This is a genomic window from Comamonas sp. MYb396, assembly GCF_037479555.1.
In the GTDB taxonomy this organism is placed as follows: domain Bacteria; phylum Pseudomonadota; class Gammaproteobacteria; order Burkholderiales; family Burkholderiaceae_C; genus Comamonas.
Map to the genome: position 1 here is coordinate 16,381 of NZ_JBBGYU010000015.1, position 25,262 is coordinate 41,642.

Consider the following 25,262-nt stretch of genomic DNA (forward strand, 5'->3'; position numbering starts at 1 on the left):
CCCACTCCCCAGAACCGGTGGGCGGTCTCTACGCAGCTGCGCGGAGACCACCCGCAGGTTCTCAAAAATCAACCGTTGCCGACAGCACCACGGTACGCGGTGCGCTCAAGGTCAGGTAGTTGTTGCCGCTGATCAACCAGACGTTCTTGCCCGTCAGGTTTTCGACATTGGCACGCAGCACCACCGCCTTGCCGCTGACCTGGGTGCGGTAGCGCGCGCCCACGTCAAAGCGGGTCCAGCCCGAGAGCTTGAGGGTGTTGGCATTGCTGGCCCAGGCCGAGCCGGTGTGGATCATGCGGCCGTTGACCGACAGGCCCTGCACGCCGGGCACATCCCAGTCGGCGCCCAGGTTGGCATTGATCTTGGGCACGCCATAGGCATCGTTACCCTGGTACTGCGCCGCCTTGGTGACCTTGGCGCGGTTGAAGGTGAGGCCACCCATCAAGCGCAGACCACGCTGCAGCTCGCCATAGGCGGCCAGCTCCAGGCCCCGGTTGCGCTGCTCACCATCAAAGCTGTAGATGTTGGTGGTCGGGTCGGTCATGCTGTTGGGGCGGCTGATCTGGAACAGACTGGCCGTCGTCATGAAGCTGCCCCAATCCACCTTCACCCCCGCTTCGTACTGCTTGGACTTGAACGGCGGAAACACCTCGCCGGCATTGACCGCCGTGTTGGGCGCCGTGGCACCGCGCGAGAGGCCGGCCGTGTAGTTGCCGTAGAGCGAGACCTGGTCATTGGCCTTGACCACCAGGCCGACCAGCGGCGTGGTTGCGCTCTTGGCGTAGCTGCTGGTCTGCGCGCCGGTGGCAGTGCTGAAGTTGCGCAGGTCCACGGTCTGGCGGCGCAGGCCCAGCGTTAGCAGCAGGCGGTCATCGGCCAGGGCCAAGGTGTCCGTCACCGCAATGCCGTAGTTGTGCGCCTTGGAGGCCTTGTTGGGCTCGGTGCGCGCGCCTTCGACCGGCGGCAGCGGCGCGGGGTTGTAGATGTTCGATGGCGACGTGGTCAGGCCGGCCACATAGGCGTTGCCGGATTCCTGGCGCAGGTCGGAGGCGCTGACCACCAGCGAGTGCTTGATACCGGCGGTGGCGAACTTGGCACGCAGGCCCAGATCGGCGCTGCTGGTCTCGCTGTAGGAGTCATAGAAGCTGCTGCGCACCGTGAAGTCGCCAGCCGCATTCATCGACGTGGTCGTGGTCGGGAAAATCTGCTGGGCCTTGCCCTTGCGGTAGCCGATGCCGGCAAAGGCCGTGACCTGGTCGTTCAGATCGACTTCCAGGCGCGAGGCGATGACCTTGTCGTCCAGCGACAGATCGGTATCGGGGAACCAGTTGCTGCGCGAGTTGGGCGGCTTGGGCAAGGACGTGAGCGCCGGGTTGAAGCCGATCTGCGGGCGGAAATCTTCCATCTCTTCGCGCTGCGCATAGGCGTCGAGCGACCAGCGCAGATTGCTGCCCCGGTAGTCAACAGCGATTGCGCCAACGCCCAGCTTCTGGTCGCCACCACGGATGCTGGCCTCGCCGCCGCGCGCTGCGCCATTGACGCGCACGCCCCACTCCTTGTTCTCGCCAAAGCGGCGCGAGATATCGACGCTGGTGCCAAACTGCGCGCGGCCCAGGTACTGCAGGCCCACGCGGTTGAGCGGATCATCGCCCGCACGCTTGGTCTGCACATTGATGGCGCCGCCAATGCTGCCGCCCGGCGGCATGCCGCCCACCATCGCGCCCGGGCCCTTGAGCAGCTCGGCACGCTCCAGAATCTCGGCCGGCACGCGGCTCGCCGAGGTCAGGCCATAGAGGCCGTTGAGGCCCACATCGCCACCGCTGATGCCAAAGCCGCGCACCTGGATGTCTTCGCTAAAGCCCTGCGAGGCGGTGGTCAGGCGCACCGAGGCGTCGTTGGCCAGCACTTCACCCAAGGTGCGTGCCTGCTGGTCGGCCACCGCTTCTGCGGTGTAGGCCACGGTGGAGAAAGGTGTGTCCATCACATCCTGGTCGCCCAGCATGCCAATGCGGCTGCCGCGTGCCTGCTTGCCACCGGCATAGGCCTCAGGGCGGTCGCCGGCGCGGGTGGCGGGGGCCGTCACCACCACCGGGTTCAAAGCCACTTCGCCTGCGGTCTGGCCGTTGTCGATGACCAGGGTTGTGCCTTCGATGCGGGCCACCAGGTTGGTGTTGCGCAGCAGCTGGCGCACGGCATCCTGGGCGCTCATGCTGCCCTTGACCGCGGCGCCCGGGCGCCCTTGCACCAGCGCCGGTGGCGCCATCAGTTGCAGGCCGGCCTGGCGGGCCAGTTGGGCCAGCGCGCTGTCAAGCGGCTGGGCGGAAATATCAAAATCAGCGGCCGAGGCCGTGCCAGCCAAGGCGGCAATGGCCAGGGCAATCAGGTGGCGTTTGCAGGGGTGCGACATAGCGTAGGGTACTTTCCTCATGTGGTTCACAAGAGGTAATACGAACGAGACGCAGTTTTCCCTCAACGCCAGCGCAAGTATTTTTAAATGGCCGGTCAGCGGCCCATAGTGCATGCGCGCCATCGCTCAACTCTGCGCCTTGCGCCGTGCAATCGTGATGCGGCGCGCAGCGCCCTGGCCTTCTTCGCGCACCACCACCGGCACACTGCGCGGCAGCAGCTGCAGCCAGGCCCGGGCATCGGCAATGCGCACCCGGCCAAAAATCGTCAAATGCTCGGCATCGGGTGCCACCTGCAGGGGCACGGGGCAGTAACGGGCCAGGCGCTGCACCGCCAGGCCCAGCGGCTCGTGGCGGAAGTCCAGCCAGCCATTGCGCCAGGCCGCCACCTCTTCCGCGCTGCTGTCGCGCCGGGGCGACTGGCCTGGCTGCCAGTCCAGGCTCTGGCTGCCGGTCAGCTCCCAGCCATCGCCGGCATCGGCCAGATCGCCATCGCTGCCGCGCTCTTGCACGCGCACCCGGCCCTCTTCCACGGCCACACGCAGCCCGCCCTGGTTATCGAGTGCCACTTCAAACCGGGTGCCCAGCACGGTGATGCGGGCCGGGCCGGCATCGACGATAAAAGGCGCATCGGCATTGCGCGCCACCTTGAAGAAGGCTGCGCCATGGTGCATCTGCACATAGCGGCGGCTGCCGTAGTAGCGCACATCCAGGCGAGTCTGCGCATCCAGCGCAATGCTGCTGCCATCGGGCAAGGCCTGGTTGAGCTGGCGGCCGGTAGCGGTGCCCAGCTGGATTTGCCAGGTCACCACCTGGCTTTGGTACAGGCGCCAGGCCAGGCTGCCGCTAGCGCCCAGCCCTGCCACACCGAGCAAGGCCGACAGTGCGCGGCGCCGTCCCTTGCGCGGCAGCGCCTGCACGACGCCATCGCCACGCCATTCGTGCAGGGCCGCCTCGATCGCATCCATGGCGCGCATGATCTCGCGCTCCACCGTCTTGACGGAGACGCCGTGCGCAGCGGCAATCGCCGCCTGCGATTCGCCATCGAGCCGGTCGGCCAGGAACATGCGGCGGCAGCGTTCTGGCAGGGCGGCAATCGCGGCATCGACCGCTACCAACGCCTCACGCCGCAGGCTGGCCTCGGCCACATCCTGGCCCAGCGCCTGCACACCGGCGCTGCTGTCATGGAAGCTGCTGTCAAAGCGCTCGGAGCTGCGCGCAGCCCGGCGCAGGTGGTCGATCACCAGATGCTCGGCCACCGTGTACAGATAGGCGCGTGGCGCTGGGTGCTGGCTCTGCGCCATCGGCCCCGCTTCCACCACGCGCAGCCAGGCGTCATGCACGATGTCCTGCGCCGATTGGCGGCTGCCGGTACGGCGTGCCACAAAGGCGATCAGCTCGCGATAGCTATCGCGAAAGGCTTCCAACGGGAGGGCGGACATGGCGGGGACGAGCGGGCGCTAAAAATGACAAGGCGCGCTAGTATATTACGAATGAGAATAGATCTCATTTGTTATATAAATTCTCTTTGAAAACAGGGTGTTAAATCGCCCGCCCGTGGAGGCGGTTACTGCTGCCAGCGCAACCATTTTCCCGCTATGGATGACGCCATAAAAACGCCCTGTAGTGTCAGCTACAGGGCATTGGGCGGGCAAAAACTGCTTACAGATCGCGCTTGATCAAAGCCCCGCTGAACAAGACCGGCCCGGTCGGGCCCGTCTCGCTGGGCACGCCGCCCTTGGGCTCGAGACTGACCGCCAACGCAGGGACGGCCTGCACCTGGGCCAGCTGGGCCTGCAGTTGCGCCAGGCGCCCCTCGCCCATGACGCCCAGCGACTGCGGCGCGCCCTGCGCGGGCAAGGCCCAGAGCTGCAGCGACCGGTCGGCGGCCTCCTGGTAGCCGCCCACGCGCTGCAGTACCAGCTGGCCCTGGCGGGCATCAAAGGTCACCAGCATGGAGGCCTGCGCCTTGCCATCGGCCAGCACGGCGACATACTGCAGCTGGGGGCTGGCCTGCAAGGCAGTCTGGGTCTTTTGCAGCTCCGTCTGCAAGGCAGCGAGCTGCTGGCCTGCGCTGCGTTGCAGATTTTGCTGCGCATAGAGGCCAATGCCGATGGCGGCGACAGTAGCCACGGCACCGGTCAGCGCCAGCGAGCGCCACCAGGCCAGCGCCTTGGGGCTGCGGGCGTTGGCAGCAGCGCGCTGCTGCTCCATCGCCAGGCCCGCCTGGTCGGCATCGACCAGGTTCTGGATGCGGGTCCAGACGGCGGCATCGGGTTGCACGGGCGATTGCAGCTCGGACAGCGCCGACCAGCGGCCCTGCCACAGCAGTGCGGCCGAGCGCACCTGCGGGTGGGCGCGGGCCAGCTGCTCAAAGCGGCGGCGGGCACCGGCGCGCAAGGTGCCCAGCGCGTAGGCGGCGGCCAGGCGGTCGAGCAGTTCGGGGTGTTGTACCAGATTCATCAGAGCACTCCTTTGCGCCTACACGTGGCGGGCCATGCACTTGCGCAGCTGCTCCAGACTGCGGCGCATCCAGGTTTTAACGGTGCCCAGCGGCAGCTGGAAGTGGCTGGCCAGCTCGCTGTGGCTCAAATCTCGCAAATAGGCCAGGCTCACGACCTGGCGCTGGGCCTGCTGCAGCCGCTCCATGCACTGCTGCAACACGGTCGCCTGCTCACTGGCCTCCACCGATTGCATGGGGCCTTGTGCCTCGTCGCCCTGCGGCAGGTCATCCATGTCATCGACCACCGCATGCTGGTCCAGCCGCTCGGCCTTGCGCCGGCGCAGAAAATCCAGCGCCCTGCTGCGCACCAGCATGCCCATCCAGGCCAGCGGCGGGCTGAGCGAATCGCGGTAACTGCCCGCGTTACGCCAGATGGCGACAAAGCTGTCCTGCAGCACGTCCTCGGCCCAGGCCTTGTTGCCCAGAATGCGCAGCGCCAGGCCATACAGCCGGGACGCCGTCTCGTCGTACAAAAGCCGGAGCGCCTTGTCCTCGCGGGCGGCTATGCGGTCTAACAAAAGCATCAGTTCAGTGTCAGTGGTCGGTGTGCGCATGCAAGCATTGTGGGGCGAAGGCCCGCTGACGGGTGTATCCGTTGTATTGCTGCCAAGCAGCAAGCGCCCGGGGGAAAGCCGCCTTGGCCGGGCCAGGTCAGCCAGGGCCCACGCCCCCCAAACTTTCATGCATCTGGCCGCTATACGCAGCAAGCCGCCGATTGGATGCAAAACGATGCAGAAGCGATGCAAAAAAATAATCGCTGGCGCTGAATCCAAACCGCCTCGTTGTGCGTAGTGCTAAGGGTAGACCTTGCACAGACAGGGTCGGACAACCGGAACACCCTATGACAACCGCCGCCACCACCGCCACCATCGCCTACCAGCCATTGGGCCCATGCGCCAGCGCCAGGAGGCTGCCATGCCACTGAACACCCCCATTGCGCGCTGGTACGGCTTGCGTGTCTGGCTGGTCGGCGCCAGCGCGGGCATCGGTCTGGCGCTGGCCGAGCAGCTGCATGCCGCAGGCGCGCGCGTGATCGTGTCGGCGCGCCGGCAGGAAGCGCTGGACAGCTTCGCCGAACAACACCCCGGCTGCCTGCCGCTGCCGCTGGATGTCACCGACCGCGACGCGGTCGTCAGCGCCGTGCACCAGCTGCTGGAGGACGGGCCGCTGGACCTGGTCTGCTACTGCGCGGGCGAGCGGCAGACCATGCGCGCCGATGACCTGGACCTCAATAGCTTGCTGCAGCACCGCGAGGTCAATCTGACCGGCGCCTTGCATGTGATCGCGGCCGTCACGCCCCACCTGCTCGCAGCGGCGCGCGCCGGGCGCCAACCGCATCTGAGCCTGGTGGCCAGCGTGGCTGGCCTGCGTGGCCTGCCGGGCAACCTGGCCTATGGGCCCAGCCAGGCGGCACTCATCAACCTGGCTGAGACCTTGCAACTGGAGTTGGTACCCCAGGGCGTGGGCGTCAGCCTGGCCGTGGTCAAGCCCGGCCTGAGCGAGGCCTTTTTCACCGAGCCTCACCCCGCCAGCCTGCCGGTCTGGCCGCAGCCAGAGCAGGCGGCCAGCGCGATGCTCAAGGGCTGGGCCCGGGGCCACTTTCTGCTGGGTGTGCCCTGGCGCTCCCGGCTGAGCTGGCGCCCGGGCTACAAATCGACGGCATCCGGCCTGGTGGCCTGGGTGCGCCGCTTGCAAGGGAACTAAAGCATGCTGACCCTTCACCACCTGGAAACCTCGCGCTCGCAGCGCGTGCTGTGGCTGCTCGAAGAGCTGAACCTGCCCTATGCGCTGGAGACCTACCCGCGCGATGCCAAGACGCGCCTGGCGCCGCCAGCGCTCAAGCGCATTCACCCGCTGGGCCTCTCACCCATCCTCTGCGACCGGGGCCTGGTGATTGCCGAGTCTGGCGCCATCATCGAGTACCTGGCCGAGCGCTATGGCGCCTGGGCGCCGCCCGACATGGCCCACCTCGATCCGCCGCGCAGCAGCCCCGAGCATCTGCAGTGCCGCTACTGGATGCATTTTGCCGAAGGCTCGCTGATGAACTGGCTGCTGCTGCAGCTGGTGTTTGACAGCATCGCGGCCAAGCCCTTGCCGCTGCTGCTGCGCCCCGTCGTGCGCCCGGTGCTGCGCGGCCTGCGCCAGCAGGTGCACAAACAGCTGATCGCCCCGCACATGGAGGCGGCGATGGCCTATATGAACCACCACCTCGCCCACCAGCCCTGGTTTGCCGGCGAGCACCTGACGATGGCCGATTTTCAGATGGGCTTTGCGGTGGAGGCCGCGCTGGCGCGCTGCGCCAACCCCGCCGACTGGCCACACCTGCATGCCTACCGCCAGCGCATGCAGGCGCGCGAAGCTTACCAGCGGGCGATTGCCAAGGGCGGGCCGGTGGTGATGAAGCTCTGAGCCACTGAACCCCGGCGCATGAAAAAAGGCCCTGCAGTGCAGGGCCTTGGGTCATGGGGCGTTGCGCAGATCAGCCCAGCCAGTGGCGGGCATTGCGCCAGACGCGCATCCAGGGGCTGTGGGCCGAGCGGTCGCCGTCGGTCCAGCTCATCTGCACATTGCGGAACACGCGCTCGGGGTGCGGCATCATCGCGGTAAAGCGGCCATCGGCGGTGGTCACAGCGGTCAGGCCGCCGGCCGAACCGTTCGGGTTGAACGGGTACTGCTCGGTCGCCTGGCCGTGGTTGTCCACATAGCGCATCGCGGCGATCACCGCATCGGCGTTGCCACGGAAGCGGAAGTTGGCATAGCCCTCACCGTGCGCCACGGCGATCGGCAGGCGCGAGCCGGCCATGCCTTGCAGGAACAGGCTGGGCGAGTCCAGCACTTCAACCATCGACAGGCGCGCCTCAAAGCGGTTGCTCTGGTTTTGCGTGAAGCGCGGCCAGTCTTGCGCACCGGGGATGATGTCGGCCAGTTCGGCAAACATCTGGCAGCCATTGCAGACGCCCAGGCCGAAGGTGTCCTTGCGGCTGAAGAAGGCCTGGAACTGCTCGGACAGCGGCTCGTTGAAGGTGATGGAGCGGGCCCAGCCGATGCCTGCGCCCAGGGTGTCACCGTAGCTGAAGCCGCCGCAGGCGACGATGCCGGCAAAGTCACGCAGCTGGGCACGGCCCGTCTGCAGATCGGTCATGTGCACGTCCACCGCTTCAAAGCCGGCTTCGCCAAAGGCGTAGGCCATCTCCACGTGGGAGTTCACACCCTGCTCGCGCAGCACCGCCACGCGGGGCTTGGCCGCCACATTCAAATAGGGGGCCGCCACCACCTCTTGCGGGTCGAAGCTGAGGTGCACATGCATGCCGGGGTCAGACGGCACACCGACCGAGGCGTGCTCGCTGTCGGCGCAGGCGGGGTTGTCGCGCTGCTGGGCAATCTTCCAGCTGACGGCATCCCAGACCTGGTGCAGATCGCTCAGGCTGGCGCCAAACACCTTCTTGGCATCGCGCCAGACCTGCAGCTCGCCCTTGCCCATGTCCATGCTGGACGAGGCCGGACGCGTCTTGCCCACGATGTGGCTGCAGGTGGACAGGCCATGCTCACGCAGGGTCTGCAGCACCTCGGCGCTGTCGCTGGTCTTGACCTGCAGCACCACGCCCAGCTCTTCGTTGAACAGCGCGCGCAGGGTCAGGTCTTCGCGGCGGCCCGATACCTGGGCGCCCCAGTTCTTGCCTTCGCCACTGTCCATGCGGCTGTCGGAGATGCCATCGCCTTCGGTGATCAGCATGTCCACATTCAGTGCCACGCCGACATGGCCGGCAAAGGCCATTTCTGCCACGGTGGCCAGCAGGCCGCCGTCGCCCTTGTCGTGGTAGGCCAGGATCTTGCCCTGGGCGCGCAGCGCGTTGACGGCGTCAACCAGGGCGATCAGGTCCTTGGCCTCGTCCAGGTCCGGCGTTTCATTGCCGCTTTGGCCCAGCACCTGGCCCAGGATGGAGCCACCCATGCGCATCTTGCCGCGCGAGAGATCGACCAGCACCAAGGTGGTGTCGGCCTCGTTGGCGTCCAGCTGGGGCGTCAAGGTGCTGCGCACATCATCGATGGACGCAAAGCCGGTGATGATCAGGCTGACGGGCGAGGTGACCTTCTTGGTCTGGCCGCCCTCGCTCCACTGCGTGCGCATCGACAGGCTGTCCTTGCCCACGGGGATGGAGATGTTCAGCTGCGGGCACAGCTCCATGCCCACGGCCTTGACGGTGGCGTACAGATCGGCGTCTTCACCGGGCTCGCCGCAGGCGGCCATCCAGTTGGCCGACATCTTGACCTTGGACAGCGCAATGGGCGCTGCCAGCATATTGGTGATGGCCTCGGCCACTGCCATACGGCCCGATGCGGGTGCATTGATCGCGGCCAGCGGCGTGCGCTCGCCCATCGCCATGGCTTCGCCCTTGAAGCCCTGGAAATCGGCCAGGGTCACGGCGACGTCGGCCACCGGCACCTGCCAGGGGCCGACCATCTGGTCGCGGTGGGTCAGGCCGCCCACAGCGCGGTCACCGATGGTGACCAGGAAGCGCTTGGAGGCCACCGTGGGGTGGGCCAGCACATCGATCACGGCCTTTTCCAGCGGCACGCCGGTCAGGTCGATGGCCGGCAGGCTGCGTGCCACGGTCTGCACATCCTTGTGCATCTTGGGCGGCTTGCCCAGCAGCACATCCATCGGCATATCGACCGGGAATTTCTGGTCGTCTGCGGTGGCCGCCGGGTCCTGCAGCACCAGCTGGCGCTCTTCGGTCGCCGTGCCGATGACGGCAAACGGGCAGCGCTCGCGCTCGCAAAACGCCGTGAACTGCGCCAGCGACTCAGGCGCAATCGCCATCACATAGCGTTCCTGGCTTTCGTTGGACCAGATTTCCTTGGGCGCCAGGCCCGATTCTTCCAGGTTGACCTTGCGCAGGTCAAAGCGGGCGCCACGGCCGGCGTCATTGGTCAGCTCGGGGAAGGCGTTGGACAGGCCGCCGGCGCCCACATCGTGGATCGCCAGGATGGGGTTGGCTGCGCCCTGCTGCCAGCAGTGGTTGATGACCTCTTGCGCACGGCGCTCGATCTCGGGGTTGCCGCGCTGCACCGAGTCAAAGTCCAGCTCGGCCGCGTTGGTGCCGCTGGCCATCGAGCTGGCCGCGCCGCCGCCCATGCCAATGCGCATGCCTGGGCCGCCCAGCTGGATCAGCAAGGTGCCGGCCGGGAACAGGATCTTCTGGGTCTGCTCGGCATCGATCACGCCCAGGCCACCGGCAATCATGATGGGCTTGTGGTAGCCACGGGTGATGTCACCGACTTGCTGCTCGTACTCGCGGAAGTAGCCGGTCAGGTTGGGACGGCCGAATTCGTTGTTGAACGCGGCACCGCCCAGCGGGCCTTCGATCATGATCTGCAGCGGGCTGGCGATGTGCTCGGGCTTGCCGACCTCGCTGCCCCAGAGCTTGGAGACGGTGAAGCCGGTGAGGCCCGCCTTGGGCTTGGAGCCCCGGCCGGTCGCGCCTTCGTCACGGATCTCACCGCCCGCGCCGGTGGAGGCACCAGGGAAGGGCGAGATGGCCGTCGGGTGGTTATGGGTCTCGACCTTCATCAGCACATGGCTGGTGGCCGCCTGCTTTTGGTAGCTGGGCGCCGTCACGGCATCGGCCTGGGTGTTGAACGGCGCGACAAAGCGCTCGACCTGGTGGCCTTCCATGATGGAGGCATTGTCCGAATAGGCGACGACGGTGTGCTGGGGCGATACCGCCTCGGTGTGGCGGATCATGCCAAACAGGCTCTTGTCCTGCGCCACACCGTCGATGGTGAACTTGGCGTTGAAGATCTTGTGGCGGCAGTGCTCGGAGTTCGCCTGGGCAAACATCATCAGCTCGACATCGCTGGGGTTGCGTGCCAGGCCCTTGAAGGCGTTTTCCAGGTACTCGATCTCGTCGTCGGCCAGCGCCAGGCCCCATTGCTTGTTGGCTTTTTCCAGCGCGCTGCGGCCGCCGCCCAGCACATCGACAAACTCCATCGGCTGGGCTTGCAGTGCAGAGAACAGCTGCTCGGCTTCGGCGCGGGTGGCGAAGACCGACTCGGTCATGCGGTCGTGCAGCAGCGCGGCGATCTGTGCGGTCTGCTCGGCGCTCAGCTCGGGCTTGCCGCCCAGCAGGCCGGCCTTGAGCTCGATCCGGTATTCGGTCAGGCGCTCGATGCGGAACAGCGCCAGGCCGCAGTTGCGGGCAATATCGGTGGCCTTGGAGGCCCAGGGCGAGATGGTGCCCATGCGGGGCGTGACGATGAAGGCCTGGCCGTCGCTGACGCCTTCATAGGGGTCGCCATAGGTCAGCAGGGCCGCTACGCGCTCGGCCTGGGCGCCGGCCAGGGGCTGCTCGGTGGCCACCAGATGCACAAAACGGGCAGCAATGCCCGTTATCTTTGGATGGATCGCCGTCAATGCGGTCTGCAGTTGTTGGGCGCGGAAGGAGCTGAGGGCGTTACCGCCTGGTAGCTGAGTCAGGTGCAGTGTCACGTGGCAGCCTATGTGGACTAGGAGGATGGGAAGAAAGCACGCATGCGCCTTGCCCACTGCTACGGGCGGACCGTGGCAGCACCATGACAAGGGCGGGATAACCCGGGATTCTACTGTGCCCCGCCAGGACACGTAGCCGCATGGACAACAGGCCAATGGCAGCAGTGGGATAATCATGGGCTATGACGATCAAAATCAATACCGAAGACGATATTGCGCAGATGCGCATCGCAGGCCGCCTGGCCTCGGAGGTCTTGGACTACATCACCCCCCACATCCAACCGGGTATCACCACCAAGCAAATCGATCTGCTGTGCGCCGAGGCGATGGAAAAGCAAGGCACCAAATCGGCCTGCCTGGGCTACCAGCCGCCAGGCATGACGCCCTACCCTGCCTATGTCTGCACCTCGGTGAACCACGTGGTCTGCCATGGCATCCCCAATGACAAGCCGCTCAAGAAGGGCGACATCGTCAATGTGGATGTGACCATCATCACGCCCGAAGGCTATTTTGGCGACAACAGCCGCATGTTCGTGATCGGCGAAGGCACGATTGCCGGCAAGCGCCTGTGCCAGCTGACCTTTGAAGCCATGTGGCATGGCATCGTGCAGGTCAAGAATGGCGCACACCTGGGCGATATCGGCCATGCGATCCAGAAGTTTGCCGAAGGCCAGGGCCTGTCGGTCGTGCGCGAGTACTGCGGCCACGGCATCGGCAAGGTGTTCCACGACGAGCCGCAGGTGCTGCACTACGGCCGCCCTGGCACCGGCGTCGAGCTCAAGACCGGCATGATCTTCACGATCGAGCCCATGCTCAACCTGGGCAAGAAGGACATCAAGGACCTGGGCAATGACGGCTGGACCGTCATCACCAAGGACCACAGCCTCTCGGCCCAGTGGGAAGTCGAAGTGCTGGTGACCGACACCGGCTACGAAGTGCTGACCTGGTCGGAAGGCTCGCCCACGCCACCCAGCTTTGTGACCAGCACCAAGTGCTGATCGGGCGCTGATACTGCACCGATAAATCGCTGCGCGCGTGCCGGGCCTGCCCGGCACCAGCCCACACCAAGGCGGCACTGCAACCAGCATGCCGCCTTGGTCGTTTCTGGCACTCCCGCCTCCTCCATGCCCCCATTTGGTGCGTAGTGGCATGAAATGTGCTTACTCGCTGCTGCTGTTGATTGCTATGGCACACTGCCAACGACAGCATAGTTAGGCACCATGAACGATCCTCGCATTCCGCAGCTGCGCGAGCAGTACCAGGCGCAACGCAGCGCCCTGTTTGATGACATCATGGCCGGGGGCAGCAGCACCCGGGGCATACAGACCCAGCTGCGCAAGCTCTCGCAGCTGGCCGATGGGCTGCTGCGCGATCTCTGGCACCTGGCCGGCCTGCCCGGCCGCCTGAACCTGGTGGGGGTGGGCGGCTTTGGCCGGGGCAAGCTGTTTCCCTATTCCGATATCGATGTGCTGCTGCTGCTGCCCGAAGGCACCGATCCGGAGCAGGACAGCGAATTGCGCACCGCGATCGAGCAGTTCATCGGCTCGTGCTGGGATGCCGGGCTGGAAATTGGCTCGAGCGTGCGCACCATCAGCCAGTGCATCAGCGAAGCCCAGGCTGATGTGACGGTGCAGACAGCGCTGCTGGAGTCGCGCCGCATCATTGGCTCGCCCCGCCTCTACCACCTGTTCCAGGCGGCGCTGGCCCAGTCCATCAAGCCCGATGCCTTTGTCGTGGCCAAGGTGCTGGAGATGCAGCAGCGCCACAACAAGTACGAGAACACCGTCTATGCGCTCGAGCCCAACTGCAAGGAATCGCCCGGTGGCCTGCGCGATCTGCAGCTGATCCTCTGGCTGGGCCGCGCCACGGGCCTGGGCAGCCGCTGGAAGGAGTTGGCCGACAAGGGGCTGGCGACCGTCTACGAGGTGCGCAACCTGCAGCGCAACGAGGACCTGATCTGCCTCATCCGCGCGCGGCTGCACATTGTGGCGCGGCGCCGCGAGGACCGGCTGGTGTTCGACCTGCAAACGCCGGTGGCCGAATCCTTTGGCTTCAAGACCATCACCCCGGCCGGCCAGCGCTTTCCCAAGCGCGCCAGCGAGGAGCTGATGAAGCGCTACTACTGGGCTGCCAAGGCCGTGGCCCAGCTCACGCAGATCCTGATGCTGAACATGGACGAGCGCCTGCACCCGGGCAACCACACCTTGCGCCGCATCGATGACGAGTTCTACGACAAGGCCGGCCTCATCGAGGTCGCCGACGACGAGGTCTACCAGCGCAACCCGCATGCGATCTTGCGCACCTTCTTGCTCTACGAGACCGAGCCGGGCTTGAAGGACCTGTCGGCCCGTACCTTCCGCGCGCTCTACCATGCGCGCCAGCTGATGGATGCGCAGTTCCGGCGTGACCCGGTCAACCGCGCCACCTTCATGCAGATCCTGCAGCAGCCCCATGGCATCACCCATGCGATGCGGCTGCTCAACCAGACCTCGGTGCTGGGGCGCTACCTCTGGCCGTTCCGCCGCATCGTGGGCCAGATGCAGCACGACCTGTTCCATGTCTACACGGTGGACCAGCACATCCTGATGGTGTTGCGCAATGTGCGGCGCTTTTTCATGGCCGAGCATGCGCATGAGTACCCGTTCTGCTCCCAGCTGGCCGCTGGCTGGGACAAGCCCTGGATTCTGTACCTGGCCGCCCTGTTCCACGATATCGGCAAGGGCCGGGGTGGTGACCATTCGGAGATCGGTGCGCTCGAAGTCAAGCGTTTTTGCCGCGACCACCAGATTGCCAAGGAGGACCGGCAGCTGGTCGAGTTCCTGGTGCGCGAGCACCTGACGATGAGCCAGGTCGCGCAAAAGCAGGATACGTCCGACCCCGAGGTGATCACCGCCTTTGCCCAGCGCATGGGCAATGAGCGCCGGCTCACCGCGCTCTACCTGCTGACCGTCGCCGACATCCGTGGCACCAGCCCCAAGGTCTGGAATGCCTGGAAAGGCAAGCTGCTCGAAGACCTGTACCGCTCGACGCTGCGCGTACTGGGCGGGCGGGCACCCGATGTGGCCGCGCAGGTGGAAATCCGCAAGCGCGAAGCGCTGGTGCTGCTGGCGCTGTCGGCCCAGCCCCATGAATCGCAAAAAGCGCTGTGGGACACGCTGGGCCTCGATTATTTTCTGCGCCACGAGGCCGCCGATATCGCCTGGCATACGCGCCACCTGTCACGCGCCGTGGGCAGCAAGGCCACCTTGGTGCGTGCGCGCCAGTCGCTGGCCGGCGAAGGCCTGCAGGTGATGGTGTATGCGCCCGACCAGCCCGATCTGTTTGCCCGCATCTGCAGCTATTTCGACCAGGCGGGTTTCTCGATTCTGGACGCGCGCGTGCACACCGCCCTTAACCGCTATGCGCTCGACACCTTCCAGGTGGTGGCGACCGATGCACCGCAAAGCTATCGCGAGCTGATCAACCTGGTCGAGAGCGAGCTCACGCGCGTGCTGGTGGCCGCCCAGCCGCTGCCCGAGCCCGCGCAGCGCCGCGTATCGCGCCGGGTCAAGAGCTTTCCGGTGGCGCCGCGCGTGCTGCTGCGCCCCGATGACAAAGGCCAGCGCTGGCTGCTGTCCATCTCGGCGGCAGACCGCGCAGGCCTGCTCTACACCGTGGCACGCATCCTGGCGCGCCACCAGCTGAGTGTGGAGCTGGCCAAGATCAGCACCTTGGGCGAGCGCGTGGAAGACAGCTTTTTGCTGCAGGGCCCGGAGCTGCAGAACAATGTGAGCCAGATCGCGATCGAGACCGAGCTGCTCTGGGCACTGGCCGCGACGGGCAGCGGCGCGGCCGGTTGACCGTTAAGGCGGACCCGGCTCAGTCGTCCTCGGCCGCGCTGATACCGGGAAACAGCACCTCGGTAAAGCCGAACTGGCTGAAATCGCGCACCCGCATTGGGTAGAGCTTGCCCCAGAGGTGGTCGCACTCATGCTGCACCACCCGGGCATGGAAGCCTTCGGCCACGCGGTCAATCGGGTCGCCGTACTGGTCAAAGCCGGTGTAGCGGATCTTGCGCCAGCGCGGCACCATGCCGCGCAGCCCGGGCACCGACAGGCAACCCTCCCAGTCGTCTTCTTCCTCGTCCGACAAGGGCGTGATCACCGGGTTGATCAGCACCGTGGGCGGCACCAGCGGGCGGTCCGGGTAGCGCGGGTTGCGATCGGGCGAGCCGAAGAACACCACCTGCAGGTCCACCCCGATCTGCGGCGCCGCCAGGCCCGCGCCGTTGGCGTCGCGCATGGTGTCGAGCAGGTCCTGCACCAACTGGTGCAGCGCATCGGTGTCAAATTCGGTCACGGGCTGCGCGGTGCGCAGCAAACGGGCATCGCCCATTTTCAAGATTGGATAGATCGCCATGCCGGCATGGTAGCGCAGCGCGCAAGCCCGTCTGGCGCCTTTTGCCACCCAAAACACCGGCGCCGCAGCGCAGCAAGATGCCCACCCCCCTTGCCCAGCATCAAGACACTGTTATGCGGCGCGATGCACAATGCTGGACCATGAACGAGCCCGGAGCCTCTTCCACCGCGCTGCCAGACCTGCAGACACCGGCCTACTGCCCCATCCGCAGTCCGGTCTTGCGCTGGCTGCTGCTGTTGGCGGCCGTGGCCTGCCTGGCGATGGGCATCATCGGCATTTTTGTGCCGGGGCTGCCGACCACGGTCTTCATCCTGATGGCCGGGGCTTGCGCAGCGCGCAGCTCGCCGCGCCTGCATGCCTGGCTGTGGCGCCACCGCCTGTTTGGCGGCATGCTGCGCAACTGGGCGGCCGGCGGTTTTGTCAGCCGCAAGGCCAAATGGAGCGCCAGCATCACGATGGCGCTGTGCGCAGTCATCATGCTGCTGGTGCCAGCGCCTGGCTGGGCCAAGCTGTTGTCGATTGGCTGCATGGCCTGCGTGCTGGCCTGGCTGTGGTGCCGGCCCGAGCCCCCGGCGCCGCAATGAGCCCAGCGCTGCGCGGCAAAAAATGACCTCGCCCGTTTTTCAGGGCAAAAATTCGTTCTATAATCGCAGTCTTGTTCCTCAATAGCTCAGTTGGTAGAGCGCCGGACTGTTAATCCGTAGGTCCCTGGTTCGAGCCCAGGTTGAGGAGCCAAAGCTTTTTTGGCTTTGCAATCGCACAAAGCCTGTTCACTGTTTATTCCTCAATAGCTCAGTTGGTAGAGCGCCGGACTGTTAATCCGTAGGTCCCTGGTTCGAGCCCAGGTTGAGGAGCCATTCAAGAAGCCTGCACTGCCGTGCAGGCTTTTTTGTTTTTGCCGCCTCCGGCCTGCAGCGGCGGCAGAACTGCAGTATTTGTCACCCCCGCGTAGCTTTGGGGGCCAGCAGCGCGCCATTTGGCCGCTACCATGGCAGGCAACACCATGAGCGCCAACCACCACACGCCCCCGCTTGCCTGGCTGCAAGCCGATGACGACTTTCCACCCGTGGACATGGCCTGGGGGTCCCACACCCCGCACCCCGGCCTGCTGGCCGCCGGCGGCGTGCTTGACAGCGCCCACCTGCAGCAGGCCTATCGCCAGGGCATCTTCCCCTGGTTCAGCGAAGGCTCCCCCATTCTGTGGTGGTCCACCGATCCGCGCATGGTGCTGCAACCTGCCAACTTCCGGCTGCACCGCTCACTCAAGCAGGCGATCCGCAAGTTCGAGCAGGATCCAAACAGCGAGCTGCGCATCGACAGCGACTTTGCCGCCGTGATTGCCGCCTGCAGCCAGCAGGACCGCCCGGGCCAGGATGGCACCTGGATCGTCGACGACATCCAGGCGGCCTACACCCAGCTGCACCGGGATGGCTTTGCCCACAGCGTGGAGCTGTGGCAAGGCGGCCAGCTGGTGGCCGGCCTGTATTGCGTGGCCATGGGCCGCGCGGTGTTTGGCGAATCGATGTTCACCACGGTACCCAATGGCTCCAAGATCGCACTGGCCGCGCTGGTGCAGATCTGCCGGCGCGAGCAGGTGCCAATGATCGACTGCCAGCAAAACACCGGGCATCTGGCCTTCATGGGCGCTGCCGAAGTGCCGCGCAGCCGGTTTTTAGAGAATGTGCGCACGCAAATAGCGCTGCCCCCTATGCGCTGGGAGTTTGCATCTCGCGATGGGACTGACATAATCCCACTATCTGAAATGACATCTCCGCATCCGGATGAGTAGGCTGAACGAACTACCGCTGCACAGCTTGCAGTTTTATGCGACAGCGCCCTACCCATGCAGCTATCTCGAAGCGCGCATGGCGCGCTCTCAGGTAGCCACGCCCAGCCACGCCATCCAGAACGATGTCTACTCCGAGCTGATCCAGCAGGGTTTTCGCCGCAGCGGCCTGTTCACCTACCGCCCCTATTGCGACGGCTGCCAGGCCTGCGTGCCCTTGCGCGTGCAGGTGCAGGACTTCAAACCCAAGCGCCACCAGCGCCGCGCGCGCAAGCAGCACCAGGCGCTGGAGGTGCGCGTGCTGCCGCTGGGTTTTCTGCGCGAGCACTACGCGCTCTACCTGCGCTACCAGTCGGCGCGCCACACCGGTGGCGGCATGGATGAGGACAGCGTCGAGCAGTATTCGCAGTTCATGCTGCAAAGCCGGGTCAACAGCCGCCTGGTGGAGTTTCGCGAGCCCGCGCAAGGCCAGCAGCCCGGCGCTTTGAAGATGGTCTCGATCATCGACATCCTCAATGACGGCCTGTCGGCCGTCTACACCTTTTACGAGCCCGAGGCCCACACCAGCTACGGCACCTACAACGTGCTGTGGCAGATTGAACAGTGCCGCGCGATGGGCCTGCCCTACCTCTACCTGGGCTACTGGATTGCCGCCAGCCCCAAGATGCAATACAAGGCCGATTACCAGCCCTATGAGGTCTATATCGACCAGCGCTGGCAACCGGGCCAGCTCGCCAACCATTGCGCCCCTTGATCGCTCCGATCAAGCGGCCCACCCCTATCTTTGTTATTTGAGCGCCAGTCTACGCATGACCAAAACCACACATGACACCGTCACCAAGCCCAGCGTGCAAGTGCTAGAGCGCATGTTCACGCTGCTGGACGTCCTGGCCACGCGCGAGGAAGCGGTGTCACTCAAGGAGCTGAGCGAGATCACGGGCCTGCACCCGTCGACGACGCACCGCATCTTGAACGACCTGACCATTGGCCGCTTTGTGGACCGCCCCGAATCGGGCAGCTACCGCCTGGGCATGCGCCTTCTGGAGCTGGGCAACCTGGTCAAGGCGCGCATCAATGTACGCGAAGTGGCCCTGCTGCCGATGCGCCGGCTGCACCTGGCGACCCAGCAGGCCATCAACCTGAGCATGCGCCAGGGCGATGAGATCGTCTATGTGGAGCGCAGCTTCAGCGAGCGCTCGGGCATGCAGGTGGTGCGCGCCATCGGCGGCCATGCGCCGCTGCACCTGACATCGACGGGCAAGCTCTTTTTGGCCAATGACGAGCCCGAGCGCGTGCGCGCCTATGCGATGCGCACGGGCCTGGCCGGCAACACCAAGAACAGCATCACCAATTTGGCGGTGCTCGAGCGCGAGCTGTCCAAGACCCGCCAGTACGGCGTGGCGCGCGACAACGAGGAGCTGGAGCTGGGCGTGCGCTGCATGGCAGCGGGCATCTATGACGACCAGGGGCGCCTGGTCGCCGGCCTGTCGGTGTCGGCCCCCGCCGACCGGCTCGAAGACGCCTGGACCACCCGCCTGCAGGCCACGGCCAGCGAGATCTCGTCCGCCCTGGGCTTTGACGAGCACCGCCAGCCCAACGCACGCTGAGCCCGGGCAGGCCCTCACCCCCGCGCAAAAAAACCTGCCTCGGCAGGTTTTTTTGTGGGCGCAGCGCGCTCAGTGCTTGGCCAGCAGCTGCGCGCCCGAGCCTTCGACCCAGTGGCGCACGCGCTCGGCATCTGCCAGACGACCGAACTTGCCGGCCGAATCCAAGAACACCATGATGAGCTTGCGGCCGGCGACCTGGGTCTGCATCACCAGGCAGCGTCCTGCTTCGGAAATGTAGCCAGTCTTTTGCAGGCCGATATTCCAGTCCGGGTTGTGCACCAGGCGGTTGGTGTTGTTGAACTGGAGGGTGCGCTCACCCACTTCCACCTGGTAGGACGGCGAGGTGGTCAGATCGCGCATCAGCGGATCGGAGTGCGCGACATTGACCAAGGTGGCCAGGTCAAAGGCGCTGGACTGGTTGGAGCTCGACAGACCGGTGGGCTCGACATAGCGGGTATCGGCCATGCCCAGCATCTTGGCCTTCATGTTCATCATGCCCACAAAGGTCTGCAGGCCACCGGGGTAGGTGCGGCCCAGCGCATGGGCTGCGCGGTTCTCGCTGGACATCAGCGCCAAGTGCAGCAATTCGCCACGCATCAAGGTGGTGCCCACGCGCAGACGCGAGCTGCTGTGCTTTTCGGTATCCACATCGTCCTGGGTGATGGTGATCATCTCGTCCATCGGCAGCTGGGCCTGGGAGATGATCAGGCCGGTCATCAGCTTGGTGAGCGAGGCGATCGGCAGCACGGCATGGTCGTTCTTGGACAGCAGCACTTCATGGGTGTCCTGGTCCAGCACCAGGGCCACGCTGGATTTGAGCGCCAGTGGATCGGTCACATCATGCAGACCGGCCATCTGGCCAAAGGACTGGCGCTCGGGGATGATGACGGCAGCGGCAACGGCAGCGCGCCCTGCGTGGCGCCCTGCCTTGGCCAGTGTGGTCTTGCCCTTGCTGGCTTTGCCGGCGACCTTTTTAGAAGCGGGGGCAGCAGCGGCCTGCTTGTGGCGGCCATTGCGCTCACCCTTGGAGGCCACGGCCGCCTGCTTTTTGCCGGCCTTGGCCTGCACATGGGCCTTGGGAGCGGGCTTGTTCTTGGTGCTGGCCTGCACGCTGGGAGCGGACAAACCAAAGGCCAAGGTACAAATTGCAAACAAATGTGAAAAACGACGCAAAACACTGCGATGACGTAGCGCCATTATTCTGCTCCCTACAAATACGATAGCTGACAGCGGAAATTTGGATTTAAAAAATCGCGCAAATTCATTAACTTACGCGATTCTTCAATTATTTAAGTGAAATTATATTCCGAAGTCTCAACCTTGTGCAGCTACTCGCTCCGTAGGATTTTGTAACTTGTTTAGCGCAGCGATGTAAGCCTTCGCTGACGCCACCACAATATCAGGGTCTGCGCCTACACCGTTCACAACACGGCCGCCCATCTGCAAGCGCACGGTCACCTCGCCCTGGCTCTCGGTCGAGCCGCTGATCGCATTGACGGCATACAGCACCATCTCGGCGCCGCTGCGCGCCTGCGACTCAATCGCCTTCATCGAGGCATCGACCGGGCCGTTGCCAGTGGACTCGCCGCGCACCTCCTGGCCGTGGGCAATCAGCACCACGCTAGCCTTGGGCTGCTCGCCCGTTTCGCTCGATTGCGACAGCGAGACAAAGCGGTAGGTTTCGGCCTGCGCCTCGGCGCCTTCCATGTGCACCAGCGCCAGGATGTCTTCGTCAAAAATCTCGCTCTTGCGGTCGGCCAAGTCCTTGAAGCGGGCGAATGCGGCATTGATCTCGCTTTCGCTGTCCATCACCACGCCCAGCTCCTGCAGGCGCTGCTTGAAGGCGTTGCGGCCCGAGAGCTTGCCCAGCACGATCTTGTTGGCGCTCCAGCCCACATCTTCGGCGCGCATGATCTCGTAGGTGTCGCGCGCCTTGAGCACGCCATCTTGGTGGATGCCGGAGGCATGGGCAAAGGCATTGGCACCCACCACGGCCTTGTTGGGCTGCACCACAAAGCCGGTGGTCTGGCTCACCAGGCGGCTGGCAGCCACGATGTGCTGGGCATCGATGTTGACATCGAGGCCAAAATAGTCACGGCGCGTCTTGACGGCCATGACCACCTCTTCGAGTGAGCAGTTACCCGCGCGCTCGCCCAGGCCGTTGATCGTGCATTCCACCTGGCGTGCACCACCGATCTTGACGCCGGCGAGCGAGTTGGCGACGGCCATGCCCAGGTCGTTGTGGCAGTGCACCGACCAGATGGCCTTGTCGCTGTTGGGAATGCGCTCGCGCAGGTTCAGAATGAACTGGCCATAGAGCTCGGGGATCGCGTAGCCGACGGTGTCGGGCACGTTGATGGTCGTGGCGCCTTCGGCAATCACGGCCTCGATCACGCGGCAGAGGAAATCAGGGTCGCTGCGGTAGCCGTCTTCCGGGCTGAACTCGATATCGCCCACCAGGTTGCGGGCAAAGCGCACCGACATCTTGGCCTGTTCGAACACCTCATCGGGCGACATGCGCAGCTTTTTCTCCATGTGCAGCGGGCTGGTCGCAATGAAGGTGTGGATACGCGCACGGTTGGCGGGCTTCAAGGCCTCGGCCGCGCGGGCGATGTCGCGGTCGTTGGCGCGGGCCAGCGAGCAGATGGTCGAGTCCTTGATGATGGAGGCGATGCTCTGGACACAATCGAAATCACCGTTGGAGCTGGCGGCAAAACCGGCCTCGATGACGTCCACCTTGAGGCGTTCGAGTTGGCGCGCAATGCGCAGCTTTTCGTCCTTGGTCATCGAGGCGCCGGGCGATTGCTCGCCATCGCGCAAGGTGGTATCAAAAATAATCAGTTGGTCGCTCATCGTGTGTTCTCCATTGCATTGGTCTTGCGCTGCCGCCGTGCTACCACCGTGGGTGAGTGGAATCTCTAAAACAGGCTGCAGGAAAGCGATCTGCTCGCCCTCCTGCAGCCTGCTTCAACCGCGCTACAGTTTACGTGCTTTGCTCCGCCTGTGGTTAGGCGGTAGCTACTTGTGCAGCCGCTTGTGGCGCTGCCGTTTGCACGCTGGCGACAGCACCGCTACGTGCTACCGCGCTCATCACCGCGCGGAAAGCCGCCTGGGTGCTGTTGCTGTCCATGCCCACGCCGTACAGGCTCTGGCTGTCGCCCACGCGCAGCTCGATATAGGCAGCGGCCGTGGCATTGGCGCCCTTGTCGCCACGGGCATCGCTGGCGGCAACGGCATGTTCGCTGTAATCGAGCAGACGCACAGGAATACCGATGGCGCTGCTGACCGCTTGCACAAAGGCATCGATCGGGCCATTGCCGTGGCCGGCAATGCTGACGGCCTGACCGGCCCACTGCACCTTGCCGCTGATGCGCACATCATCGCTGTCGTTCGATTCCACGCGGTACTGGGCCAGTGCATGGTTGGCGCTGAGTTGGTACTCGCGCTCGAAGATCTGCCAGAGGTCCTTGGCGGTGAACTCGGTGCCGGCCGTGTCCATCGCGCGCTGCACCACCTGGCTGAACTCGATCTGCAAGCGGCGTGGCATCGCCAGGCCATAGGCTTCTTCGAGCAGGTAGGAGATGCCGCCCTTGCCCGACTGGCTGTTGACGCGGATCACAGCCTCGTAGCTGCGGCCCAGGTCCTTGGGGTCGATCGGCAGGTAAGGAATTTCCCAGATATCGGCATCCTGGCGGGCCGCAAAGGCCTTCTTGATGGCGTCCTGGTGCGAGCCCGAGAACGAGGTGTAGACCAGGTCGCCGGCATAGGGGTGGCGCGCGGGCACGGGCAACTGGTTGCAGTACTCGACTTCAGCGCGGATGGCATCGATGTCCGAGAAATCGAGCTGGGGCGATACGCCCTGCACATACATGTTCAAGGCCACGTTGACGATGTCGAGGTTGCCGGTGCGCTCGCCATTGCCAAACAGGCAGCCTTCGACGCGGTGGGCGCCGGCCATCAAGGCCAACTCGGCGCTGGCCGTGCCGGTGCCACGGTCATTGTGCGGGTGCACGGACACCACCACCTCAGGGCGGCTGGCGAACTTGCGCACCATCCACTCGATCTGGTCGGCAAACACATTGGGGGTGGCGTTCTCTACCGTGGTGGGCAGGTTCAGGATGATGTCACGGCCCGCGCCCCAGGCGGCAATCGCGGTCTCGCAGGCCTGCAAGGAGACCTCAAGCTCGGCGAGCGAGAAGGTCTCGGGCGAGTACTGCAAGACCCATTCGGTGCCGGGCTGGGCATCGGTCAAGGTCTTGAGGTGGCTGACCTGGTCTTTGACCAGGGCCATCACCTCGGGCACGCTCATGCCGAACACCACCTTGCGCCAGACCGGGGCCACCGCGTTGTAGATGTGGACGATGGCGCGCGGCGCGCCTTGCAGGGCCTCGACCGTGCGCGTGATCAGCTCAGGGCGGGCGGGGGTCATCACCTGGATGGTGACGTCAGCGGGAATGCGCTTTTCCTCGATCAATTGGCGCACAAAGTCGAACTCGATCTGCGAGGACGCGGGAAAGCCGACTTCGATTTCCTTGAAACCAATCTTGACCAGCATGTCGAACATGCGCAGCTTGCGCGCCAGGTCCATGGGCTCGATCAGCGCCTGGTTGCCATCGCGCAGATCGGTGGACAGCCAGATGGGCGCCTGGGTGATCTGGGCATCAGGCCAGGTGCGGTCACGCAACGCAATGGCTGGAAAAGCGCGGTACTTGCTGGAAGGTTGGGTCAACATGGTTGTCTGGTCTTTCTCATCGGAACAAAAAGTTCGGGGTTGGAAACCAGCAACCTGCTAAAACAGAATCGGCCCGTTGCTGGTGCAAACGGGCCGAGGTGTAGGGGTGAAAAACTGCGCGCTACTCTACCTGCCCGTTGGACATGCTAGTAGTAGAGCTAGGGACAGGTTTTGCATGGCGTTTACTCTAACACAGGTTTTGCCCGGTGTCTGCAAAAAACTCAATCGTGGTGCAAGCCGCGCTCTTCGGGCTCGTCGGTCGAGGTCGCCACGATCGAGACATGCTGGCCCTTGAAGCGGCGCCAGGCATAGATCACATAGCCCGAGAGCGAATAGGCCACAAAGATCAGGAACAGCATCGTGGCCGGCTCGATGCTGACCACCGCCAGCAACAGCACCACTACCACCAGCGAGATGAAGGGCACGCTCTTGGCAGCGCCCGCATCCTTGAAGCTGTAGTACGGGATATTGGTGACCATGGTCAGGCCCGCCAGCAAGGTGATGGCAAACATGATCCAGGACAGGTCATCGCGGCTGGCCGGATAACCGCCAAACAGCGCAATCACCTGGCCGAAAATCGGCACATCGCGGTGCGATACCAGGAGCGCGCTGGTGAGCCAAATAAAGCCCGCCACCAAGGCTGCAGCAGCGGGCGATGGCATGCCCTGGAAGTAGCGCTTGTCCACCACCCCGGTGTTCACATTGAAGCGCGCCAGGCGCAGCGCTGCGCAGGAGCAATAGACAAAGGCTGCGATCCAGCCCCAGCGGCCCAGCGGGCGCAGCGCCCACTCATAGGCAATGAGCGCCGGCGCCGCACCAAAGGACACCATGTCCGACAGCGAATCCATCTGCTCGCCAAAGGCGCTTTGCGTGTGCGTCATGCGCGCCACGCGGCCGTCCAGGCTATCGAGCACCATCGCGCAGAACACGCCCACGGCCGCAGCCTCGAAACGGCCATTCATGGCCATCACGATCGAGTAAAAACCGCCAAACAAGGCGGCCAAGGTAAACGAGTTGGGCAGCACATAGATGCCCTTGCGCCACTTGCGCTGCGCAGGCTGCAGTGCATGCGCTGCGGCCTTGGGCTTGGTTTCGTTTTCGTCCAGCATTCAATCCACTCCAGCGCCAGCTATCTCTGCGCAATCAGCTACATATTTTATAGTTTCCGGCAGGCTCGGGCCCGGCCGGCCATGGCCTACAGTGTAGCTTTTGCCAATAGGGGCCCGCCTGGCATGCCCATGAAAAAAGGACTGCCAAGGCAGTCCTCAGGTTGCTGATAAACCCCCGTTTTTTCAAACGGGGGTTTTTTCTTGTCAGTTTGCAAGCCGATGTGCAGACCTT

General features: G+C 64.7%; 18 protein-coding genes and 2 tRNA genes. 10 read left to right on the forward strand and 10 right to left on the reverse strand.

Annotated features, from left to right (window positions below):
- Positions 1-61: 61 nt before the first annotated feature.
- The 4 genes from WH265_RS23755 to WH265_RS23770 form a co-directional block, all read right to left on the reverse strand.
- Positions 62-2,428, reverse strand: a complete 2,367-nt coding sequence (locus WH265_RS23755; RefSeq protein ID WP_339559873.1) for a TonB-dependent receptor — start codon at positions 2,426-2,428, stop codon at positions 62-64.
- Positions 2,429-2,533: 105 nt separating this feature from the next.
- A complete protein-coding gene (locus tag WH265_RS23760) occupies positions 2,534-3,847 on the reverse strand; it encodes a sigma-70 family RNA polymerase sigma factor (protein ID WP_339559874.1) in 1,314 nt (437 codons plus the stop codon).
- Between the two features lie 220 nt (positions 3,848-4,067).
- On the reverse strand, positions 4,068-4,868 hold the full coding sequence (locus WH265_RS23765) for an anti-sigma factor (protein WP_339559875.1): 801 nt from the start codon (positions 4,866-4,868) through the stop codon (positions 4,068-4,070).
- An 18-nt stretch (positions 4,869-4,886) separates the two neighbouring features.
- Positions 4,887-5,462, reverse strand: a complete 576-nt coding sequence (locus WH265_RS23770; RefSeq protein ID WP_339536159.1) for a sigma-70 family RNA polymerase sigma factor — start codon at positions 5,460-5,462, stop codon at positions 4,887-4,889.
- A gap of 361 nt (positions 5,463-5,823) precedes the next feature.
- Here WH265_RS23770 and WH265_RS23775 point away from each other — a divergent pair, with 361 nt between their 5' ends.
- On the forward strand, positions 5,824-6,612 hold the full coding sequence (locus WH265_RS23775; RefSeq protein WP_339559876.1) for an SDR family NAD(P)-dependent oxidoreductase: 789 nt from the start codon (positions 5,824-5,826) through the stop codon (positions 6,610-6,612).
- Positions 6,613-6,615: 3 nt separating this feature from the next.
- Positions 6,616-7,317: a glutathione S-transferase family protein gene (locus tag WH265_RS23780; protein WP_339559877.1), complete on the forward strand. Its 702-nt coding sequence runs from the start codon at positions 6,616-6,618 to the stop codon at positions 7,315-7,317.
- Between the two features lie 70 nt (positions 7,318-7,387).
- On the opposite strand, the gene purL is transcribed toward WH265_RS23780, so the two are convergent.
- Positions 7,388-11,398, reverse strand: a complete 4,011-nt coding sequence (gene purL / locus WH265_RS23785; RefSeq protein ID WP_339559878.1) for a phosphoribosylformylglycinamidine synthase — start codon at positions 11,396-11,398, stop codon at positions 7,388-7,390.
- Between the two features lie 182 nt (positions 11,399-11,580).
- Here purL and map point away from each other — a divergent pair, with 182 nt between their 5' ends.
- Both map and WH265_RS23795 read left to right on the forward strand, forming a co-directional pair.
- On the forward strand, positions 11,581-12,396 hold the full coding sequence (gene map / locus WH265_RS23790) for a type I methionyl aminopeptidase (RefSeq protein WP_021024879.1): 816 nt from the start codon (positions 11,581-11,583) through the stop codon (positions 12,394-12,396).
- Positions 12,397-12,618: 222 nt separating this feature from the next.
- Positions 12,619-15,237 (forward strand): [protein-PII] uridylyltransferase, encoded by a 2,619-nt coding sequence (locus WH265_RS23795; RefSeq protein WP_021024880.1) that lies wholly within the window; start codon positions 12,619-12,621, stop codon positions 15,235-15,237.
- 19 nt (positions 15,238-15,256) lie between these two features.
- Here the strand turns inward: WH265_RS23795 and def are convergent, their stop codons facing one another.
- Positions 15,257-15,796 carry a peptide deformylase gene (gene def, locus WH265_RS23800; protein ID WP_339559879.1) on the reverse strand — a complete coding sequence of 180 codons (540 nt, stop codon included), beginning with the start codon at positions 15,794-15,796 and terminating at the stop codon, positions 15,257-15,259.
- 140 nt (positions 15,797-15,936) lie between these two features.
- Here def and WH265_RS23805 point away from each other — a divergent pair, with 140 nt between their 5' ends.
- The 6 genes from WH265_RS23805 to WH265_RS23830 all read left to right on the forward strand — a co-directional run bounded on the left by WH265_RS23805 (position 15,937) and on the right by WH265_RS23830 (position 19,189).
- Complete coding sequence (locus WH265_RS23805) at positions 15,937-16,380, forward strand: YbaN family protein (protein ID WP_043338211.1); 444 nt, start codon at positions 15,937-15,939, stop codon at positions 16,378-16,380.
- Positions 16,381-16,455: 75 nt separating this feature from the next.
- Positions 16,456-16,531: transfer RNA gene (locus tag WH265_RS23810), tRNA-Asn, on the forward strand.
- A gap of 46 nt (positions 16,532-16,577) precedes the next feature.
- A tRNA-Asn gene (locus tag WH265_RS23815) sits at positions 16,578-16,653 on the forward strand.
- 146 nt (positions 16,654-16,799) lie between these two features.
- Positions 16,800-17,585, forward strand: coding sequence for a leucyl/phenylalanyl-tRNA--protein transferase (gene aat / locus WH265_RS23820; RefSeq protein ID WP_339559880.1), 786 nt, complete (start codon positions 16,800-16,802; stop codon positions 17,583-17,585).
- Entirely contained in the window at positions 17,578-18,336 is a 759-nt protein-coding gene (locus WH265_RS23825; RefSeq protein ID WP_339536169.1) for an arginyltransferase, read from the forward strand. The genes aat and WH265_RS23825 overlap by 8 nt, the downstream gene beginning before the upstream one ends.
- A gap of 55 nt (positions 18,337-18,391) precedes the next feature.
- Complete coding sequence (locus WH265_RS23830) at positions 18,392-19,189, forward strand: IclR family transcriptional regulator (protein WP_021024885.1); 798 nt, start codon at positions 18,392-18,394, stop codon at positions 19,187-19,189.
- A 69-nt stretch (positions 19,190-19,258) separates the two neighbouring features.
- On the opposite strand, the gene WH265_RS23835 is transcribed toward WH265_RS23830, so the two are convergent.
- The 4 genes from WH265_RS23835 to pssA form a co-directional block, all read right to left on the reverse strand.
- Positions 19,259-20,386, reverse strand: coding sequence for a serine hydrolase (locus tag WH265_RS23835; protein ID WP_027010406.1), 1,128 nt, complete (start codon positions 20,384-20,386; stop codon positions 19,259-19,261).
- A 117-nt stretch (positions 20,387-20,503) separates the two neighbouring features.
- Positions 20,504-22,042 (reverse strand): 2-isopropylmalate synthase, encoded by a 1,539-nt coding sequence (locus WH265_RS23840; RefSeq protein WP_021024887.1) that lies wholly within the window; start codon positions 22,040-22,042, stop codon positions 20,504-20,506.
- Between the two features lie 154 nt (positions 22,043-22,196).
- Positions 22,197-23,921 carry a 2-isopropylmalate synthase gene (leuA, locus tag WH265_RS23845; protein WP_339559881.1) on the reverse strand — a complete coding sequence of 575 codons (1,725 nt, stop codon included), beginning with the start codon at positions 23,919-23,921 and terminating at the stop codon, positions 22,197-22,199.
- A gap of 221 nt (positions 23,922-24,142) precedes the next feature.
- Entirely contained in the window at positions 24,143-25,030 is an 888-nt protein-coding gene (pssA, locus tag WH265_RS23850) for a CDP-diacylglycerol--serine O-phosphatidyltransferase (RefSeq protein WP_312990404.1), read from the reverse strand.
- Positions 25,031-25,262: the final 232 nt, after the last annotated feature.

Coding starts and splice junctions, on each gene's coding strand:
- def (WP_339559879.1), bottom strand. CDS start 15,796: ATGGCGATCTATCCAATCTTGAAAATGGGCGATGCCCGTTTGCTGCGC.
- aat (WP_339559880.1), top strand. CDS start 16,800: ATGAGCGCCAACCACCACACGCCCCCGCTTGCCTGGCTGCAAGCCGAT.
- WH265_RS23780 (WP_339559877.1), top strand. CDS start 6,616: ATGCTGACCCTTCACCACCTGGAAACCTCGCGCTCGCAGCGCGTGCTG.
- WH265_RS23795 (WP_021024880.1), top strand. CDS start 12,619: ATGAACGATCCTCGCATTCCGCAGCTGCGCGAGCAGTACCAGGCGCAA.
- map (WP_021024879.1), top strand. CDS start 11,581: ATGACGATCAAAATCAATACCGAAGACGATATTGCGCAGATGCGCATC.
- WH265_RS23825 (WP_339536169.1), top strand. CDS start 17,578: ATGAGTAGGCTGAACGAACTACCGCTGCACAGCTTGCAGTTTTATGCG.
- WH265_RS23775 (WP_339559876.1), top strand. CDS start 5,824: ATGCCACTGAACACCCCCATTGCGCGCTGGTACGGCTTGCGTGTCTGG.
- WH265_RS23765 (WP_339559875.1), bottom strand. CDS start 4,868: ATGAATCTGGTACAACACCCCGAACTGCTCGACCGCCTGGCCGCCGCC.
- pssA (WP_312990404.1), bottom strand. CDS start 25,030: ATGCTGGACGAAAACGAAACCAAGCCCAAGGCCGCAGCGCATGCACTG.
- WH265_RS23805 (WP_043338211.1), top strand. CDS start 15,937: ATGAACGAGCCCGGAGCCTCTTCCACCGCGCTGCCAGACCTGCAGACA.
- WH265_RS23760 (WP_339559874.1), bottom strand. CDS start 3,847: ATGTCCGCCCTCCCGTTGGAAGCCTTTCGCGATAGCTATCGCGAGCTG.
- leuA (WP_339559881.1), bottom strand. CDS start 23,921: ATGTTGACCCAACCTTCCAGCAAGTACCGCGCTTTTCCAGCCATTGCG.
- WH265_RS23840 (WP_021024887.1), bottom strand. CDS start 22,042: ATGAGCGACCAACTGATTATTTTTGATACCACCTTGCGCGATGGCGAG.
- WH265_RS23770 (WP_339536159.1), bottom strand. CDS start 5,462: ATGCGCACACCGACCACTGACACTGAACTGATGCTTTTGTTAGACCGC.
- WH265_RS23830 (WP_021024885.1), top strand. CDS start 18,392: ATGACCAAAACCACACATGACACCGTCACCAAGCCCAGCGTGCAAGTG.
- WH265_RS23835 (WP_027010406.1), bottom strand. CDS start 20,386: ATGGCGCTACGTCATCGCAGTGTTTTGCGTCGTTTTTCACATTTGTTT.
- WH265_RS23755 (WP_339559873.1), bottom strand. CDS start 2,428: ATGAGGAAAGTACCCTACGCTATGTCGCACCCCTGCAAACGCCACCTG.